This window comes from Saccharopolyspora karakumensis (assembly GCF_004349225.1).
GTDB classification, from domain to species: Bacteria; Actinomycetota; Actinomycetes; order Mycobacteriales; family Pseudonocardiaceae; genus Saccharopolyspora; species Saccharopolyspora endophytica.
The window spans coordinates 1-18,832 of the sequence record NZ_SMLA01000033.1 but is presented as its reverse complement, the minus strand read 5'-3'; the positions used below and the strand labels follow the sequence as shown (position 1 = coordinate 18,832).

Genomic DNA, 18,832 nt, shown 5'->3' with positions numbered 1-18,832 from the left:
TCGACCGACGCAGCCCCTAGGCGTGCCCTCGAGAGTCACCCTCGGTGGGCATCGGCAGGGTGCGTTCCTCGTGATCGAGTTCTCGCTGGAGCAAGCGCAGGTCGCTGTCCGGCAAGCGCCCGGCATCACGCCACTTGAGGAGTTCGTCGTGCTGAGCGTCCAGCACACCGCGGCGCACCCGCAGCGCGGACTCGTAGTCGGCCGAACGCGGTGTGGCCGGATCCGCCTCGAGAAACGCCGCTTGGTCGAGGTGCCGTCGGCGGCGTGCGAGCAGGCTGTTGCGGATGCTAGCGGCTGTCTGCTCGGAGAGCTGCTCGTCGCGCACCAGTTCGTCACACCTGATCAAAGCGGCGTCAGACGCGGCGATGCGCGCGTAGTTGCGCAGCCGCGCTTGATCCACCAGATCGGCGCGTGTTCCCAGCATGCGCACGAGCGGTCCGAACGTCAGGCCTTGACCGACCAGCGTGACCAGCACGACGACGTACGCGGACAGCAGTAGAAGATCACGCGCGGGGAAAGCGGCACCGGAGTCGGTCGTCTCCGGGATCGCGAACGCCGCAGCCAGGGTGATCACGCCGCGGGTTCCTGCCCAGCTCAACGCGGCGATTTCCCGCCCGGACAACGCCTTTTCGGCAGTTCTGCGATCGTCGAGGCCACCGAGCCTGCTCCGCAATCGGCGCGGCACGTGCTGTGTGAGCACCAGCCAGGCAGGTCGTACCAGAAGCACCCCGCCCAGCGTGGCCGCGACGGTGGTGACCACGGTTGCCGGCGGGTACTGCTCGACGCCGCGCACCACCTCCGGCAGCTGCATGCCGATGAGCAGGAACACCACGCCCTCGAGCAGAAAGTTGACCAGCCGCCACACCGCGCTGATTTGGATCCGGCTCGCGCTGCTCTGCAACCGCGGGTTCTGATGTCCGATGATCAAACCCGCCACGACGACCGCGAGGATCCCCGACACCCGGCACAGCTCGGCCAGGACGTAAGCCACGAAGGGCGTTGCCAGTGAGACCGCGTTGACCAGGATGGCATCGGTCAGGAACGGCCTGGTCGATCGCACCAGCAACGCGACCGCAGTCCCGATGCCCAGGCCGCCGAGCACCGCGAGAAGGAACGTCCCGGCAGCCGACCCGGCGTCGAACTGCCCGCCGACCGCGACCACCAGTGCCAGCTGGTACACGGTCAGCGCCGTGGCGTCGTTGAGCAGGCCTTCGCCCTCGATCAGCGTCGACAGCCGACCGGACAGCTGAGCACGTCGCCCCACGGCGAGCGCGGCCACGGGGTCCGGCGGAGCTACGGCAGCTCCTAGCACCACCGCCGCAGCCAACGGGACCACCGGCTCCAGCCACGCCACCACACCGCCCACGGCGAACGCCGTGACGAGCACCAGCAGCACTGAGAGGCTGACGACTGCCCGGAGGCGGTTGCGCAGCGCCAGCAAGCTCGAATTGAGCGCCGCGTAGTACAGCAGCGGGGGCAGCACCAGGTCGAGCACGACCTCCGGATCCAACCGCACGGTCGGCCCGGGAAGCGCCGCGTACACCAGCCCGACCACCGCGAGCACGACCGCGTCGGGCAGTCGCGTCCACCTACCGGACTGGCCCACCAGCACCACGACAGCGAGCACGGCCAGCGCAAAGCCGACCTCACCAAGCATGGGCACACCTCCACCCGAGTGAATCCGCCCGCGAATCAGGACAGCGGACCATCATGCGCGGTTTTTTGGCCAGCCGGCGGCCGCCGCACCGATCACTCGTCGGGCGGAGGGGCGGTTCCGAGCGTGCCCGCGATCTCCGCGTTCTGGGCGGTGCTCCGCAACGCTCGAGCCAGCACCGGCCCCGGCTCGGCGGCGCTGGTGACCAGCGCGATCGACGACCGCAACGACGGCGCCTCCAAGCGCAGCACCCTGGCGCCCGCAGGTGGCCGCAGGGTCCGCAGCCACGTCTGCGGAATGATGCAGGCCCACCGGCCGGTTCCCACATGCGCGAGCAGCGAGACGAACGAGTCCGTTTCCAGTCTCGGCGTGAGCTTCAGGTCGTGCGCGGCCAATGCCGCGTCGATGAGTTGGCGCCCGCGCATTCCCTCGTTGAGCAGGCACATCGGCAGTTCGAGCGCATCCGACCAGCTCATGGTGTCCGCGTAGCCTGCCACCAGTTCGCCATTGGCGACGAGAACGTGCTGTTCCTCGTAGAGCGGGTGGACGAGGACGTCCGAGACGTCCTGGTCGTCGGGGTAAACGAGGCCGGCATCCAGCTCGAACCGGCGAATGCGATCGACGATCTCGCTCGATCGCAAGCTGGTTTCGAGATGGACGTTCACCAGCGGATGTTCGGCGCAGAATGGATCGGTCAGCAACGCGACCGTACCCGAGGCCGCCGGGATCACGCCCAGTCGGAGCCGGCCGGTGAGCCCGGTTTGCAGGGCCGCGACCTCCTGCTTGAGACTATCGTGCTCGGCAAGGATCCGCCGCGCCCACAACACCAGCCGCTCCCCCTCCGGGGTCAGCCCCTCGTAGTTGTGCCCGCGCCAGACCAGTGGCACTCCGAGTTCGTGCTCGAGTTTGCGAATGGCCTCGGACAACGCCGGCTGCGAGACGTAACAAGCGCTTGCCGCTCGCGCGAAGTGGCGCTCCCGCGCCAAGGCGACGAAGTACTCAAGCTGGCGGAATAGCATGACCCATTTGACCACACGGTTCTAGCCCGGTCGACTGAAGACCCGCAGGTGAGCGCCGATGTGGGTCCGATAAGCCATCCCTATCGGCCGTTCGACATCACCACTTGGACATCTGAGATCCAGCGACAGATAATTTCTGTAACCAATTGCGATGAAATTCGCGGCAAAGGGGCCGGAATTCACGCGGGATGCCGTCTCGGCATTTCCCAGAACCCAGAATTCGATGTGATCGCGGGCAGGATGGTGCGCTACAGCACCGACGCGATCGGGAGGTTCCCTTGCGCGCTGTTCGTCGACAGGAGCACCTGCGGTCGGTCCGCGGGCACGTCCGCCTCCTCATCAGGATGAGCCCGTCCGACAGGGATCACGTGCACGCATTCCGGGTCGCGCTGGGCCTGTTCTTCCCCGGAATCCTGGTGTTGCTCTCCGGCCGCTACGAGATGCTCGTCTACGCCGTGTTCGGCTCCTTTACCGGGATGTACGGGCGAGCCGAGCCCTACCGCCTCCGCTTGAGACATCAAACCCAAGCAGGCGCGATCCTCGTGGCCTCGGTGAGCATCGGCGTCGTGCTCTCCGAGCTTCAAGCCCCTCCATGGGCACTCGTCGCAGTCGCCGTCTGCTGCGCGACGCTGATCTCGTTGCTGACCGACATTTTGGACCTGCGTCCTGCGGGCCCCTTCTTCGGCATCTTCGCGCTCGGCACCACCGCCACCATCCCGGCAGGTCACGTCCCTTTCGACCTCGCTGTGGGCATCTGCCTGGGCACCGCGCTGTTCTGCCTGCTCGTGTCCCGCATCGGAACCGCCGGGAACGCCCTGGGCGAGCGCAGCACCCGCGATACCAACCGCCGGCGCCCGTGCGCGTTCGACCTGCTGATCCACGCGGCGCGCTACGCCTTCGCGATCTCGGCCGCCGGTACCTGCGGGCTGCTGCTCGGCACCGAGCACGCCAACTGGGCCATGGTGTCAGCTGCCGTGCCCTTGGCCGTCATCGACAAGGCGAATTTGCTCGACCCCGGCATCCACGACGTCGTCCACCGCGGAATCCACCGCGTTCTAGGAACGCTGACCGGCCTCGTCGCCACCGCACTGCTGCTGGCCCCCGATTTCGGCAGCACCGTGCTCGCTGTCCTCGTGATCGTGCTGCTGTTCCCGACCGAACTGTTCATGATGCGCCACTACGGGATCGCTCTCGGCTTCTTCACGCCGTTGATCATGTTGATGACCCAACTCGCCGACCCGTCCGACCCGCTGACGATGCTCACCGATCGCGGCATCGACACTCTGATCGGGGTCGCCGCCGGCATCGCGATGGCGGTACTCGTCAGACGGCCGAAGCTGAAGTCGAGCCCGGACCGGTCCCACCTCAGCACAGCGTTCCGCACCTGACGACGGTTCCAGCCAGGCCGTCACGCAGATTCGAACGTCAGCCGTTCGGCTCCGGAGTAGACGTTCATCGACTCACCACGCAGAAAACCGATCAGCGAGAGTCCACTGTCCTCGGCGAGTTCCACGGCCAACGACGACGGTGCGGACACGGCCGCCAAGGCGGGGATCCCGGCCATCACGGCTTTCTGAACCAGCTCGAACGAAGCTCGGCCGCTGACCATGAGAACGGTTTCACGTAGTGGGAGCAGGCCGGACCGCACGGCGCTTCCGATGACCTTGTCGACCGCGTTGTGCCGCCCGACGTCCTCGCGCAAGCAGATGAGTTCGCCACCGGAAGTGAACAGTCCGGCCGCGTGCAGTCCGCCCGTGCTGTCGAACACCCGCTGGGCCGACCGCAACACATCGGGCAAGGACGTGAGCGTGGCCGCGTCGATCTCCAGCGGGTCATCGGCGATCGGCCACGTCGTCGTCGTGCGAATCGCATCCAGGCTGGCCTTTCCGCACACCCCGCACGACGAGGTGGTGTAGAAGTTGCGTTGCAGTGATGCCTCGGGTTCCGGGGTTCCTGGCGCCAGCGCGACATCGACGACGTTGTAGGTGTTGACACCATCGGCCGTGGCACCCGCGCAGTATCGGATGGACATGACGTCCTCGGCCGCACGCACCGCGCCTTCGCTCACCAGGAACCCGGTCGCGAGGTCGAAATCGTGACCAGGAGTGCGCATGGTGACCGTGACCGGACGCCCTCCGATGCGGACCTCCATCGGTTCTTCGGCAGCGAGGGTGTCGGGCCGTTGCGACTGCCTGCCATCGCGGATGCGCAACACCGGACGTCTGACGGTCACTCTTCCCATCGTGCTCTCCTTCTACAGCGTCCCCGGCCCGGCCGGGCAGCGCTCGGGGTCAAACTCCGCTCCACGAACCGCGGGCAGGCGCCCGCCCCGCGTTCCGGGAGCGAGCGCTTGCCGGGTCTCGTCAACTCGCGCTAGCGGCGGGTTCCAGGCGCACAAGCACACCCTTCGAGGTGGGCGTGTTACTGGTGTCGGCCACGCTGTCCAACGGCACCAAGACGTTGGTCTCCGGATAGTAGGAGGCCGCGGACCCGCGCGCCGCCGGGTAGGCGATCACCCGGAAGCCCGGTGCCCGCCGTTCGACACCGTCGTGCCACACGCTCACCAGGTCCACCTCGGTCTGATCAGCGATGCCCAGTTCGTCCAGGTCCGCCGGGTTCACCAGCACGACCCGCCGTGCGTTGTGGATACCGCGGTACCGGTCGTTCAACGCGTACGGAATGGTGTTCCACTGGTCGTGCGAGCGCAGTGACTGCAGCACCAGATATCCCTTGCCCGGTTCCAGGCTCTCGAACTCGTTGCAGGTGAAGACCGCTTTCCCGGTCGCGGTGGGGTAGGTGCCGCTGTTCACCGGGTTCGGCAGCGCGAACCCACCGGGATCGGCCACCCGGGCGTTGAAGTCCTCGAAGTCGGGAACCACGCGCGAGATCCGGTCGCGGATCGTGTCGTAGTCGGCCTCGAACCCCTCCCACGGGATGTCGGGATCGTCCCCGAGCACGCGGCGGGCCAGCCGGGCGAGGATGGCGACCTCGCTGAGGAGCCGATCCGATGCCGGCTCGAGCCGTCCACGGGAGGCGTGGACCATGCTCATCGAGTCCTCGACAGTGACGAACTGCTCGCCGCCGGCCTGGATGTCCCGGTCGCTTCGCCCCAAGGTGGGCAGGATCAAGGCGGTCTCACCGCACACGGTGTGCGATCGGTTGAGCTTGGTGGAGATGTGGGCGGTCACCCGGCACTGCCGCATCGCCTTCTCGGTGACCTCGCTGTCCGGGGTGGCACGGACGAAGTTGCCCGCCACGCCGAGGAAGAACCGTGCGCGGCCGTCCAGCATGGCGCGAATCGAGTCGACCGAGTCCCAGCCGTGCTCGGTCGGCGGCGTGAATCCGAACTCGTGCTCGAGGGAGTCGAGGAACTCCTGCGGCATCTGCTCCCACACACCCATCGTGCGGTCCCCCTGCACGTTGCTGTGCCCGCGCACCGGGCACACCCCCGCCCCGGGTTTGCCGATGTTGCCGCGCAACATCAGGAAATTGATGACCTCGCGGATCGTGGCCACGCCGTGCTTGTGCTGGGTCAATCCCATCGCCCAGCACGCGATGACACTGCCGCTGGCGAGCACGCGATCGCGGACCTGCTCGATCTCCTGACGAGTCAGGCCTGTCGCCGAAAGCACGTCGTCCCACGACAGCTCGCGCGCCTGCCTGGCGAACTCCTCGAACCCCGTGGTGTGCGCACGGATGAACTCGTGGTCCAGAACAGTACCGGGAGCGGCATCCTCGGCCTCGAGCAACAGCACGTTCAAGGCCTTGAACAACGCCAAGTCGCCGCCGGGACGAATCTGCAGGAACTGGTCGGCGATTTCGGTCCCCCGCCCTAGGACACCACGCATCTTCTGCGGGTTCTTGAACCGCATCAGCCCGGCCTCCGGCAGCGGGTTCACCGCCACGACCTCGCCACCGTTGCGCTTCGTGTTCTCCAACGCCGAGAGCATCCGCGGGTGGTTGGTGCCCGGGTTCTGGCCGATCACGAAGATCAGGTCGGAGTGGTGCATGTCGTCCAGGCTGACGCTGCCCTTGCCGATGCCCAGCGTTTCCTGCATCGCGAACCCGCTGGACTCGTGGCACATGTTGCTGCAGTCGGGCAGATTGTTCGTGCCGAACGCCCGCGCGAACAGCTGCAGCAGGAAGGCCGCCTCGTTGTTGAGGCGCCCCGAGGTGTAGAACAGCGCCTCGTTGGGGGAGTCGAGCGCGCGCAACTCCCCGGCGATCAGATCGAGGGCCTCGTCCCAGTCGATGGGCTCGTAGAAGTCGGAATCCGGGCGCTTGACCATCGGCTCGGTGAGCCTTCCCTGCTGGTTGAGCCAGTAATCCGACTTCTCGTCGAGCTCGGAAACCGGGTGCTGCCGGAAGAACTCGGCGGTGACACGCCTGGTGGTCGCCTCGTCGTTGATGTGCTTGGCGCCGTTCTCGCAGTACTCGTTCATCGGCCGGTGCTTGGGATCCGGCCAGGCACATCCCGGGCAGTCGATCCCCTTGCCCTGGTTGAGGTTCAGCAGCGTCAGCGCGGTCCGTCGCGGCGAGGTCTGGCTGAGCGAGTACTGCATGGCGTGTGTGACGGCCGGCACACCTGTCGCCCACGTCTTCGGTGGGGTGACCTTCAGGTCGTCGTCGGGATCTTCCATCCTGCTCATGTTGTGACCAATCCCCTAATCGCCCGTCGGGCGCGAAAATCGCGTAGCGACGGACTTCAAAATCCAGTCGGCAACGAGCGAACGTCGAATCCGAAACAAAGTCAAAGAACAAGAAGATATCGTCCGATAAGCAGCTTTTACCATCACGAACCACGAAGCTCCGCGTTCGCCGAAAAACGTTGCCACTGACGGAGTTGCAGGCATTCTGCCGCGACCGCTCACGAGCATTCCAGCCCAGACGTGCCCAGCATCACGCACACCGGACAGACCTCAACCGCGCGCAAGTGCACCCCAACAGGAAACAACCGGAGCAATCATTCAGCCATCAATAGGCGCTGGTTATCAACCCTTCGAAAACACCACTTTGACCGGCCAAGAAAAAGCAACAAAGGTGGTCGTCGTCAAGATTTCGCGTTTCCCGCGACGTGTCGATGCAATCCCGGCACGTCCAGGTGCGCGGCCGAGGAGGAGTTGACGTGTACACGGCACTGGCCGAGGACACTCTCGCGCGGTGGCAATTCGGGCTCACGACCGTCTACCACTACATCTTCGTCCCGCTGACCATCGGTCTCGCGGCCATCACCGCCGGCCTGGAGACCGCATGGGTGCGCACGGACCGTGAGAAGTACTTCCACGCCACCAAGTTCTGGGGGAAGCTCTTCCTCATCAACATCGCTCTGGGTGTGGTCACCGGGATCGTGCAGGAGTTCCAGTTCGGGATGAACTGGTCGGCCTACTCCCGGTTCGTCGGCGACGTCTTCGGCGCACCGCTGGCGATGGAGGCACTGCTGGCCTTCTTCTTCGAATCGACCTTCATCGGGTTGTGGATCTTCGGTTGGGACCGGCTTCCGAGGAAGATCCACTGCGCGTGCCTCTGGATCGTGTCACTCGGCACCGTGCTGTCTTCCTACTTCATCCTGGCCGCGAACTCCTGGATGCAGCACCCGGTGGGCTACCGGATCGACCCGGCAACCGGCAAGGCCCAGCTCACCGATATCGGCGCCGTGCTCTTCCAGAAGACGACCGTGGTCGTGGTCGCGCACACGCTGACCGCCGCCATGCTCACCGCTGGCGCCTTCGTCGTCGGCATCTCCGCACTGCACCTGTGGCGCGACAGCCGACGCAAGAACCGAGGCGCGCCCGTGGACACCAATGCGGTGGCCGCCATGCGCAGCTCACTCCGGCTGGGTCTGGTGCTGGCCGCGATCGCCGGCCTCGGCACCGCTCTCTCCGGTGACAGCCTCGCGAAGGTGATGTTCGAGCAGCAGCCGATGAAGATGGCGTCCGCCGAAGCTCTCTGGGAGACCGAGCGATCGGCGCCCTTCTCGGTGTTCGCCTACGGCGACGTCGCCGAGGGGCGCAACGAAATCGATGTGCAGATCCCCGGAGTGCTGTCCTTCCTCGCGCACGGTGACTTCAGCACTCCGGTGCCCGGGATCAACGACATCGCCGCGGCCGAGGCCGCCGCGTTCGGCGGACAGCCCGCCGACTACCTGCCGCAGGTCGCGATCGCCTACTGGGGTTTCCGCGTCATGATCGGCACTGGAATGGTCTCCTTCTTGGTCGGTGTTGCAGGCCTGTGGCTGACCCGCAACAGGTTGTGGCTCTCGCCGCAGTTTCGGACACGCCATGACGCGGTCCCGCGGCTGATGGTCACGCGCAACCGCGAGTTGAGCACCACGGCCTCGGCGTGGGCCTGGCGGATCGCCCTGTTCACCTTGGCGTTGCCGCTGATCGCCAACGCCAGTGGTTGGATCTTCACCGAAATGGGACGCCAGCCCTGGGTCGTCTACGGCTTGATGCGCACCGCCGATGCCGTGTCCCCAGCTGTGTCGACTACCGAGCAACTCATCACGCTGCTGGGCTTCGCCGGGCTCTACCTGACCCTGGCGATCGTCGAAGTCCGCTTGCTGGCGAGGTACGCCAGCGCAGGACCCCCGACCTCCGAACGGCCACCCCGGGCCTCCACTGTGCCTTCACGCCCGTCCGAACACGCTGAGAAGCCGCTCTCGTTCGCGTACTGATCCGAGAGGAAGCAGGATCATGCAACTCCCCGACGTGTGGTTCGTCGTCATCGCTGTGCTGTGGACCGGGTACTTCTTCCTGGAGGGCTTCGACTTCGGCGTCGGCATCCTGACCAAGCTCATCGGCCGGGACAGCAAGGAACGCGGCGCGCTGATCAGCACGATCGGTCCGGTGTGGGACGGCAACGAAGTGTGGCTCATCACCGCGGCGGGCGCCACCTTCGCCGCGTTCCCCGACTGGTACGCCACCATGTTCAGCACCTTCTACCTGCCGACCTTCGTGATCCTGGTGGGCTTGATCTTGCGAGGCCTCGCCCTCGAGTATCGGGCGAAACGGGACGATCTCCGTTGGAAGCGCAACTGGGACGTCATCCTGTTCTGGTCTTCGCTGGTGGTTCCGTTCCTGTGGGGCCTGCTGCTGGCCAACCTCGTCCGGGGGCTTCCGATCGAAGCCGATGGCGTCTACGTCGGGGCCCTCGCTGACCTGTTCAATCCTTACGCGGTGCTCGGTGGGCTGCTCGCGGTGGTCCTGTTCACGTTCCACGGAGCGGTGTTCGCCGCGTTGAAGACCGACGGTGCGATCCGCGGACGTGCGCGCGACCTCGCGGTCAAGGCAGGCTTGATCACCTTTGCACTGGCGGCCTTCTTCCTGGTCTGGACGACCGTGGAATTCGGGGCGCCCGCGAGCATCCCGATCGCGATTCTCGGGCTGGCCGGTCTGATCGCAGCGCTAGAGGCCAACCGTCGTGCCCGAGAAGGCTGGGCTTTCGTCTTCTCCGGTGTGAGCGTGGTCGCGGTGACCGTGACGTTGTTCCTCGCTCTCTACCCGGACGTCGTGCCCTCCACGCTGACCGCGCAGTGGAGCCTGACCGTCGACAACGCCGCCTCCGGCGACTACAGCCTGCAGATCATGACCTGGATCGCGGGCTTCGCGACCCCTCTCGTGCTGCTCTACCAGGGTTGGACCTACTGGGTCTTCCGCCAGCGAATCGGCGCGCCCCCCACGCCCGCGCCAACACCGGCGGATCGTCTTCCCGGCCAAGCCACGACCACCGAAGCGGGCAAGGAGGGCCGTAACCATGTCAGCCGGTAGAACCAGGCCGAAACATCACGCGAGACCGCACGGTCACCTCACGACGTGGACGAAAGCACGAAAAATCGCGCGCGACACAGGAGTCGCGATGCCCGCCCGCACCCGGGAACTTCCTGAGGCGCTCGGTCACACGCTCGCCGAGCCGTTGACCGCGCTGACAGACCTTCCGGCGTTTGACACCTCCGCGATGGATGGCTGGGCCGTCGCCGGGCCAGGCCCCTGGACGATTCACGAATCCACCACGCTCGCCGGCCAGGAACCTGCGCCGCTGCCCGACGGGGCTGCCGTGGGCATCGCCACCGGTGCTCAACTTCCTGCCGGGGCGAGCGCAGTGCTGCGCTACGAGCACGGACACGTCGACGGTTCCACCGCGCTGCTGTGGGAACTCGGCACCGCGAGTTCCCCGACGCCCGGCCGCGACGTCCGTCCACGCGGCCAGGAGTGCAGTCGTGGCGAACCACTGCTGCCGGCGGGCAGCACGGTCACGCCCGGCGTGCTGGGACTCGCCGCGGCAGCCGGATACGACCACCTCGCGGTGCACCAGCGCCCCACCGTCGAGCTCCTGGTGCTCGGGGACGAACTGCTCGACACTGGCCTCCCCCACCAGGGCCGCGTCAGGGACGCGCTGAGCCCCATGCTCGAGCCTTGGCTGCGTTGCGCTACCGAGGTGATCACTCGCCGCCTGGTGTCCGATGACCGCGATTCGCTGCTCGACGCCGTTCGCCACTCCCCCGCGGACGTGGTGATCACGACCGGCAGCACGGCCGCGGGGCCAGTCGACCACTTGCACGCGGTGCTGGCCGAGATCAACGCACGCTTGCTGGTCGACTCCGTGGCGGTGCGACCGGGCCACCCCATGCTGCTGGCCGAGCTGCCGAACTCAGCCGACGGTCGCGCCCGTCGACTCGTCGGGCTTCCCGGCAACCCGTTGGCTGCCGTGGCCGGAATCGTCACCCTGGCCATGCCCCTCCTAGAGCGCCTCAGCGGGCGTCCCGCGATCGACTTCCACCAGGTGCGAGGCACCACCGAACTCCCGTGGCATTCGGACAACACCAGGCTGGTGCCGGTGCGGCTTCACAACAACACCGCACTCCCCTTGCCGTTCCACGGGCCAGCGATGTTGCGCGGCCTCGCCGCAGCCGACGGACTCGCGGTGGTGCCGCCAGGTGGTGTCCTCGCCAGCGCCACCGCCGAGTTCCTACCCATGCCGCGCCCGTGGTAGCCGCGGCCCATCGTGACGCACCTCCCCGCGTGGCCCAGACGTCACTGTCAACCGAACGAGGTGACGGACATGGGTGCTGGATCAGGCGACTCCACTTCCAGACCCGGCAACGCGCTGTCCCCGCTCGGGGCACTCCCGAAGCTGTCGGCTTCGGCACGACGTGCCCTGACGTTGATCGGCTTTCTCTCTGCCTGCAATGCCGTGGCACTGATCGTCCAAGCCTGGGCGATCGCCACAACCCTGGCTCCCGTTGTGACGGGAGGCTCCGTCCATCCCGAGCGACTTCTCGTCCTCGCGGGCTCCATCGCGGCGCGAGCCGCGTTGGCGTGGAGCATGGAGTTCGCGGCAGCTCGCGCGGCGACCGGAGCCAAGGAGGAACTGCGGGCTTTGCTCGTCGACGCGGCTCTGCGACGTGGACCGGAGTGGATCCAGCGACGTGGTCCGGCCCAGCTCACCGCACTGGCGACCAAAGGGCTCGATTCGCTCGACGCCTACTTCACCAAGTACCTACCGGCCTTGGTCAACGCGGCGATCGTGCCACCGTGCGTGGGGGCGTGGATCCTGTTCTCAGACTGGGTGTCGGCGATCGTCATTGCGCTCACCGTGCCCTTGATCCCGCTGTTCGCCTGGCTCGTCGGGCATTACACCGAGAAGCGCAGCGCCGCCGCCCTGGACGCGCTGCAGCGGTTGTCCGCACGAATGCTCGAATTGGTCCGCGCCCTGCCGGTTTTCACCGCGTTCGGCCGAGCGAGTGCCCAGGTCGCGATCGTGCGCGAGCTCAGCGACCAGCAGCGGCGCACCACCGCAGCGACACTGCGCGTGGCCTTCTTGTCAGCGCTGGTGCTGGAGCTGTTCTCCTCGCTGTCGGTCGCCATGGTCGCCGTCGGCATCGGATTGCGATTGGTCTCAGGCGAGCTCGACCTGGCGACTGGGCTGCTCGTCCTCGTGCTGGCGCCGGAATGCTACCTACCGCTGCGAGCAGCCGGCGCAGCTCATCACGCCAGCGAGGATGGCGTGGAAGCCGTCCGACGAGTCGACGGCATCGTGGGTACGACAAGTCCTGCGCACGGTCGGCGGGTGCCCGGCCTCGGTCCCCTGGCGGTGGAGGGTTTGTCGGTTGTCCGCCGCGAACGCCGCGCCCCCGAGGGGTTCAACTGCAGCGCGCGGGCCGGGGACATCGTCCGTCTTGAGAACTCCGGGGGGCTGGGACCGAGCGGCAGCGGGAAGTCGACCGTGTTCGCCGCCCTGCTCGGGTTCGTCGCCGCTGACGAAGGCCGGATCAGCTGCGGCGGAGTTGACATCGATCAGTGCGATCGAGCCGAATGGCGGCGCACTTTCGCCTGGATCCCGCAACGTCCGACCTTCACCGGCGGAACGGTCGCCGACGAGCTGGCGGTCGCCACGTCTGACCAGCCCGGTAACCTCGACCCTTCGTGCGCGCTCGGCCAGGTGGGCGCGGCGCACCTCGTGCACCGTCGGGTCGATTCGCTGTCCACCGGCGAGCGCCAGCGGGTCGCCGTGGCCAGGGCCTTGCTCCGGCTGCAGGGCCACGCGCGCATCCTGCTGGCCGATGAACCGACCGCGAGCCTCGACGCCGCGAACGCGCGCAAGGTCAACGACGCGCTCCGGGACGCCGCCGATCGCGGTGCTGCGGTGCTGCTGGCAAGCCACCGCCCGGACACGGCCGCGACCACGCCTGATACTGACGCGGTCACCGACATCCCGGCAGCGCCGGAGGCGCCCGCCGCACGAGCCCGGCTCCGCGACCTGGTCAGCTCGCGCATGCTGATCGGAGCGGGTATCGGCTCGTTGTCCCTGCTGTCCGGCATCGCACTGGCCGCGACCTCGGCCTGGCTCATCGCCCGGGCCTCGCAACAACCACCGATTCTCTCGCTGTCCGTCGCAGTCGTGGGTGTCCGCGCCTTCGCCTTGTCCCGCGCTGTGCTGCGCTACCTCGAACGACTCGCGACCCACGACGCCGCGCTGCGGGATGCCGGTCGTTTGCGCGTCAGGCTGTGGGAGGCGCTCGTGCGCCTCGGCCCGGTGCGCGCCGCCCGCTACCGCCGCAGCGACGGTCTGGCCCACCTGGTCGATGACGCCGACGTGGTGCGCGACCTCGTCCCCCGGGTCATCGTGCCCCCAGCCGTAGCCGTCGTGGCTGCGCTCGGCGCCATCGTCATCGAGTTCGCCGTGCTGCCGGCTGCTGGAGCGGTGCTCGGCGGTGCGTTGCTCATCGCCGCGATCGGCGGTCCGATCGCGGCTCTCGCGGCAGAACGCCGCGCGACAGCCGCCGCCGAGGAATCCCGACGGGATGTGGCCGCCCACGTGCTGGCGCTGCTCGACGGTTCCGCTGAACTGCTGGCGTTCGGCGCCGATGGTGCCCGGCGCACCGAACTCGCCGTTGCGGACGCGCAACTCGGGCGCCGCGCCCGCCGCGGCGCGTTCGGTGCTGGTGCGGCCAGTGGCCTGATCACCCTCGCTATCGGAATCGCGGTTCTCGGCGGCTGCTGGCTGGGCACGGACGCCGTCGCGCGGGGCGTGCTCGCACCGGAGCTCGCACCGCTGCTGGTCCTGGTCCCACTCGCGGCCACCGAGGCAGTCGGGCTCCTCCCCGCGGCAGCGCAGCACTTGCGCTCCCTGCGGAAAGCGCAGGCGCGCCTGGAAGCGGTGCTCGCGGCGCCCCCGACCAACGACCCCCGCACGAGGTCCGATGGTGCCGTCGAGCTCGACGACGTGGTCGTCCGCTGGCCTGGTGCGGGCCGACCGGCGTTGTGCGTGCCGCACCTGCGAGTGCCGGCCGGTGCGCACGTGGCCGTGGTAGGCCCCTCGGGTGGCGGCAAGTCGACGCTGGTGTCGGTGCTGCTGGGCTTCCTGCAACTCGAAAGCGGTCAGGTGAGGGCACCGCAACCGGTGACGTGGTGCCCGCAGGAACCGCAGCTCGTGGCGACGACGGTTCGGGAGAACCTGCTGCTGGCCGCACCGCGGGCCAGCGACGAACACATCGCGCAAGCGTTGCGCACTGCGGGATTGGACGAATGGCAGGACCGGCTGGACGCGTTCGTCGAACCCGGAGGGACCGCGCTGTCCGGTGGTGAGGCGCAGCGCCTCGCCTTGGCCCGCGCGCTGCTGGTCGAGGACGCCCAGCTGGTGCTGCTCGATGAACCCACGGCGCACCTCGACATCGCCAAGGCCGACGAGGTGCTCGCCGAGATCAGCCGCGCCTGGCGGGGCCGGACCATCGTGCACGTGACACATCGCTGGTCGGACACCGCGCACGCCAACATGGTGCTGCACATCCGGGACGGCGAAATCACGCTTGAGCACCCCACCGAGACCGGGTGGAAAAGCAGCCGACTTGTCGATTCGCGCACCGCAACGCACGTGGGAGGACCGAACGAAGGAGAGGACACGGCATGGCACGCCACGCTCGAACGCACCCAGCAGGACGTGGTCCGATGACGGCCGGAGTGGTGCTCGCCGGGGGATGCTCGAGCAGGATGGGCGCTGCCAAGGCATCACTGGAATGGCACGGTTCCACGTTCTTGCGCCACGTGACCGACGTGGTGGGCCGAGCCGTCGGTGGTCCCGTGATCGTCGTGCGGGCGCCGGGGCAAGCGCTGCCCGCGCTCGGATCGCAGGTGATCGTCTGCGACGACGCCGAACAGGGCCGCGGACCGCTGCAAGGTCTGGCCACCGGGCTGGCCGTCGCGGAACGCGAGGGAGCGTCCCTGGCCTTCGCCTGCGCCACCGACCTCCCCCTGCTGCACTCCGCCTTCGTCGACGCCGTGCTCCGCGGCTTCACCGCCGCCGCGGCGGGCGACGACTGGGCCACACCGGACGCGGCAATACCGCGCATTCGGGGATTCCGGCAGCCGCTGGCCGCCGGCTATCGCACCAGCCTCGCGCCCCACCTCCATGCGCTGCTGGAAGCCGGGCGCTCGCGCCTGTCGGACCTCCTCGACAGCGTCGACGTGCACCTGCTCGACGAGGCGACCCTGCTCGCCGACACGCGGCTGTTCGCCGCCGACCCCGACCTGGCGTCGGTGTTCAACGTCAACACCCCCGAGCAGTACCGGGCAGCGTGCGCGCAGCCGACACCCGAGGTGGTCGTCGAGAAGTCCATCCTGGTGGGGACCGAACTCGTCGCGAGCGAGCGGCGGTGCGTCCGCGCGAGCACGCTCGGCGCGGCGGCCGAGCAGTCAGGTGTGCAGCTCGACGGTCAGGTCGTCGTGGCGGTCAACGGATCGTGCTTTCCCGCCGAGGCGCAGTCGCCATTGCAGTCCGGTGACGTCGTGATGTTGCTGACCGCTTCGCGACCCGTTTCCGCGTAGGTTCGGCAAATCTCGACTCATCCGCCGGCGAACGGGGGCAGCACGTCGAGTTCAGCACCGTCGTGGACTTCGACGGAACGGTCCCGCACCGCCACACCGTTCAGCAGGAAGCTGCACGCCGTCACGACCGCGGCCAAACGATCGCCGTGCGCCGCGGTGACAGCGTCGATGGCATCGCCCGCGGTCGGGGCGAGATCAGTCGACCTCCCGACTCGCACCACTTCCTCGGCGACACCCGCAGCCGCGCGCGCAGCCGCGAAGTACCGGACCCTAACACCGACCTGCTCGTCCACCGCAGTCATCCGCTCAACCTCCGATCGCGCTCATGGGCCGCGCAGGCCGCGCGAAACCAGCACCGTCGACACCGTGACCCGCGGCCTTCGCCCACATGGTGTCCTGCCACAGCCGGATCAACTCCTCGTCCTCGGCACCCGCTCGCATCGGACCGCGCAAATCGGTTTCCTCCGTGGAGAACAAGCAGGAGCGCAATTGCCCATCAGCGGTGAGGCGAGTGCGATCGCAGGCGGCGCAGAACGGTCGGGTGACCGAGCCGATCACGCCCACGGTCCCCGGGCCGCCGTCGACGAGCCACCGCTCAGCCGGAGCAGAGCCGCGTTCGGCCGCGTGCGGTGTCAAGGTGAACTCGGTGCCCAGAAGATCGAGGATCTCGTCAGCGGTGATCATCGCAGCACGGTCCCAACCGTGCTGCGCATCCAGCGGCATCTGCTCGATGAACCGCAGGTGATAACCCCGTTCGAGGCAGAACCTCAGCAGGTCGCAGGCCTCGTGCTCGTTGCGACCCCGCATCAGCACGGCGTTGACCTTGACCGGCTCGAGCCCCGCGGCCCGCGCAGCTTCCAATCCTGCGATGACGTCGTGGAACCGGTCGCGACGAGTCAGCTCGCGAAAGGTGTTCTCGTCAAGGGAATCCAGGGACACGTTTACCCGGTCCAGACCGCTGCGGCGCAGATCATCAGCATACGAGCCCAGGTTGATACCGTTGGTCGTCAACGAGGTTCTCGGCCCACTGGGAAGCCGCGAAGTCCTCGCGATGATCTCGACGAGATCCTTGCGCAAGAGCGGTTCACCACCGGTGAACCGCACGTTTCGCACACCGAGGCGCTCCACCGCGATTCCGATCAATCGGAGGATCTCCTCGGTGTCGAGCAGCTCCGCCCGTTTGAGCCAGGCAAGCCCTTCAGCCGGCATGCAGTACGTGCAGCGCAGGTTGCACTTGTCGATCAACGACACCCGCAAGTCCGTCGCGATCCGGCCGAAGCTGTCCACGAGCTGGGACGTGTCCGGACGCATGTCCGACCCTGGATGCACACGATGCGGCATGCCGGGCATTCCCAAAGCCACCTCAGTCATGGCGCCGCTCCCACGCACAGGTGACGACCCGCGTCGCGCACACGTCCAAACGTGCGTCTACCGAGATGGCTCGCTCATGCAAAGGGGAACTGTGCTCGTCCATGCCCATCCTCGTCGATCACGCTGCACGTAGCGGTCAAATCCGCTGACGTCCCAACCGCATTCTCCAGTGAGCGAGCGCGTAACTCCAATTCGCGCTGTCAACCGATCGATAATCCATGCCGATGCCAAGCACGGGAGGACAACCCAATGCTCACCGAGATCCAGCGGTCAGCCCAACGAGCACCGGCGCCTCGCTGCTATCGCTGTGCTTCGCCGCAGCCAGGCTAGCCGTTGCTGAACGCGATCGCCGGACACCGGACGCGTTGTCGATGCAGCGGCGAAAACGCTGTCTATCGCACCATCATCGGTTTCTCTTTGACTCCCCCGCCCCGAGGGCTAAAGCTGTCGCGCGGTTGGTTTCAGCGTTCGCCAACATGCGGCGGGAAAGGGACGGCGCAAACCGGGGTGCAGAACAACCGCATGGCCACATCATGAGTGCGTTCGAAGGTCCCTGAGCTGTCCTGTCGGTCACTCCATGAAAGACGTGGAACACGACCAGAGCCTGATGTGGAATCGCCGCATCCGGAGGTCCGAGCACCCGTCTCCGTGAGCAACGGTTTTTTCCGAACCTGATCAGTACTGAGAGGACCACCATGCCGATTCCACTTCACGAGTCCTTGGAAGAGCAGGTCGTGGCGGCGCAAGCGAAAGCGTCCCAACTCCGCAGCCCTGGACGCTATCTGCTTCTCGCGTCGCTCGGCGGTGCCTTCATCGGCGTGGCCGTGGTCCTCCTGCTCATGGTGACCGGACCGCTCTACACCGAGCACTCCGCATGGACCAAGCTGATCCAGGGCCTGGTCTTCGGCGTGGCGCTGACACTGGTGCTCTTCGCAGGCTCCGAGCTGTGCACCAGCAACATGATGACCATGGTCCAAGGTTTGAGCCGCCGTCGGGTGTCGCTCTTCGGCGCGGCGACGGTCATCGTCGTCTCCTTCGTCGGAAACCTCGTCGGCTCCGCCGTCTTCGCCTGGCTCGTGCACTCCGCCGGTGTGCTGGACGTCGCGGCTGACAGCGGCAAGCCCGCACCCGGCGCAGCGATGCTGAGGAGCCTGCTGGGGGCGAAGCTGTCCGAAAGCCCCGAAGACCTCTTCTTCCGCGGGCTCCTCTGCAACTTCCTGGTCTGCCTCACCGTGTGGATGGCCGGCCGAACCCGTTCCGATGGTGCCAAGATCGCTCTGGTCTTCTGGGGCCTTCTGGCGTTCGTCGGTTCGGGATTCGAGCACGTCGTCGCCAACATGACCTGCTTCTCGCTTGGCCTGTTCGCACGCGTGCCCGGCGTGACGGCCGAGGCTTTCGCGAACAACCTCCTCTTCGTCGGCCTGGGCAACCTGGTGGGTGGCGGCCTGCTGGTCGGCGCAATCTACTCC

At 67.3% G+C, this 18,832-nt stretch carries 14 protein-coding genes; 8 read left to right on the top strand and 6 right to left on the bottom strand.

Annotated features, from left to right (window positions below; genetic code table 11):
• Window positions 1-16 precede the first annotated feature (16 nt).
• Both E1202_RS20165 and E1202_RS20160 read right to left on the bottom strand, forming a co-directional pair.
• On the bottom strand, window positions 17-1,657 hold the full coding sequence (locus tag E1202_RS20165; RefSeq protein WP_132684710.1) for a Na+/H+ antiporter: 1,641 nt from the start codon (window positions 1,655-1,657) through the stop codon (window positions 17-19).
• 92 nt (window positions 1,658-1,749) lie between these two features.
• Window positions 1,750-2,673 carry a LysR family transcriptional regulator gene (locus E1202_RS20160; RefSeq protein WP_132684709.1) on the bottom strand — a complete coding sequence of 308 codons (924 nt, stop codon included), beginning with the start codon at window positions 2,671-2,673 and terminating at the stop codon, window positions 1,750-1,752.
• A gap of 48 nt (window positions 2,674-2,721) precedes the next feature.
• Here E1202_RS20160 and E1202_RS20155 point away from each other — a divergent pair, with 48 nt between their 5' ends.
• Both E1202_RS20155 and E1202_RS20150 read left to right on the top strand, forming a co-directional pair.
• The gene (locus tag E1202_RS20155; RefSeq protein ID WP_132684708.1) at window positions 2,722-3,021 is read left to right on the top strand and encodes a hypothetical protein; all 300 of its coding nucleotides are present in this window, start codon (window positions 2,722-2,724) and stop codon (window positions 3,019-3,021) included.
• A 20-nt stretch (window positions 3,022-3,041) separates the two neighbouring features.
• Complete coding sequence (locus E1202_RS20150; RefSeq protein WP_235878696.1) at window positions 3,042-4,061, top strand: FUSC family protein; 1,020 nt, start codon at window positions 3,042-3,044, stop codon at window positions 4,059-4,061.
• A gap of 20 nt (window positions 4,062-4,081) precedes the next feature.
• Here E1202_RS20150 and fdhD read toward each other — a convergent pair whose 3' ends face one another.
• Window positions 4,082-4,915, bottom strand: coding sequence for a formate dehydrogenase accessory sulfurtransferase FdhD (fdhD, locus tag E1202_RS20145; RefSeq protein ID WP_132684706.1), 834 nt, complete (start codon window positions 4,913-4,915; stop codon window positions 4,082-4,084).
• A 121-nt stretch (window positions 4,916-5,036) separates the two neighbouring features.
• The gene (locus E1202_RS20140) at window positions 5,037-7,322 is read right to left on the bottom strand and encodes an FdhF/YdeP family oxidoreductase (protein WP_132684705.1); all 2,286 of its coding nucleotides are present in this window, start codon (window positions 7,320-7,322) and stop codon (window positions 5,037-5,039) included.
• 476 nt (window positions 7,323-7,798) lie between these two features.
• Here E1202_RS20140 and E1202_RS20135 point away from each other — a divergent pair, with 476 nt between their 5' ends.
• The 5 genes from E1202_RS20135 to mobA all read left to right on the top strand — a co-directional run bounded on the left by E1202_RS20135 (window position 7,799) and on the right by mobA (window position 15,992).
• Window positions 7,799-9,346 carry a cytochrome ubiquinol oxidase subunit I gene (locus E1202_RS20135; RefSeq protein WP_132684704.1) on the top strand — a complete coding sequence of 516 codons (1,548 nt, stop codon included), beginning with the start codon at window positions 7,799-7,801 and terminating at the stop codon, window positions 9,344-9,346.
• A 19-nt stretch (window positions 9,347-9,365) separates the two neighbouring features.
• Window positions 9,366-10,439, top strand: a complete 1,074-nt coding sequence (gene cydB, locus E1202_RS20130; protein ID WP_132684703.1) for a cytochrome d ubiquinol oxidase subunit II — start codon at window positions 9,366-9,368, stop codon at window positions 10,437-10,439.
• Entirely contained in the window at window positions 10,426-11,661 is a 1,236-nt protein-coding gene (locus E1202_RS20125) for a molybdopterin molybdotransferase MoeA (protein ID WP_132684702.1), read from the top strand. Before cydB ends, E1202_RS20125 begins: the two co-directional genes overlap by 14 nt.
• Window positions 11,662-11,730: 69 nt before the next feature.
• Window positions 11,731-15,120: a thiol reductant ABC exporter subunit CydD gene (gene cydD, locus E1202_RS20120; protein WP_165943920.1), complete on the top strand. Its 3,390-nt coding sequence runs from the start codon at window positions 11,731-11,733 to the stop codon at window positions 15,118-15,120.
• Window positions 15,075-15,992, top strand: coding sequence for a molybdenum cofactor guanylyltransferase (mobA, locus tag E1202_RS20115; protein ID WP_132684701.1), 918 nt, complete (start codon window positions 15,075-15,077; stop codon window positions 15,990-15,992). The genes cydD and mobA overlap by 46 nt, the downstream gene beginning before the upstream one ends.
• Window positions 15,993-16,009: 17 nt before the next feature.
• On the opposite strand, the gene E1202_RS20110 is transcribed toward mobA, so the two are convergent.
• Both E1202_RS20110 and moaA read right to left on the bottom strand, forming a co-directional pair.
• A complete protein-coding gene (locus tag E1202_RS20110; protein ID WP_132684700.1) occupies window positions 16,010-16,294 on the bottom strand; it encodes a MoaD/ThiS family protein in 285 nt (94 codons plus the stop codon).
• A 4-nt stretch (window positions 16,295-16,298) separates the two neighbouring features.
• Window positions 16,299-17,363 carry a GTP 3',8-cyclase MoaA gene (gene moaA, locus E1202_RS20105; RefSeq protein ID WP_132684699.1) on the bottom strand — a complete coding sequence of 355 codons (1,065 nt, stop codon included), beginning with the start codon at window positions 17,361-17,363 and terminating at the stop codon, window positions 16,299-16,301.
• Window positions 17,364-18,082: 719 nt separating this feature from the next.
• Between moaA and E1202_RS20100 the strand changes: the two genes are divergently transcribed.
• A partial coding sequence (locus E1202_RS20100) for a formate/nitrite transporter family protein (RefSeq protein WP_235878694.1) occupies window positions 18,083-18,832 on the top strand: 750 nt, incomplete at its 3' end.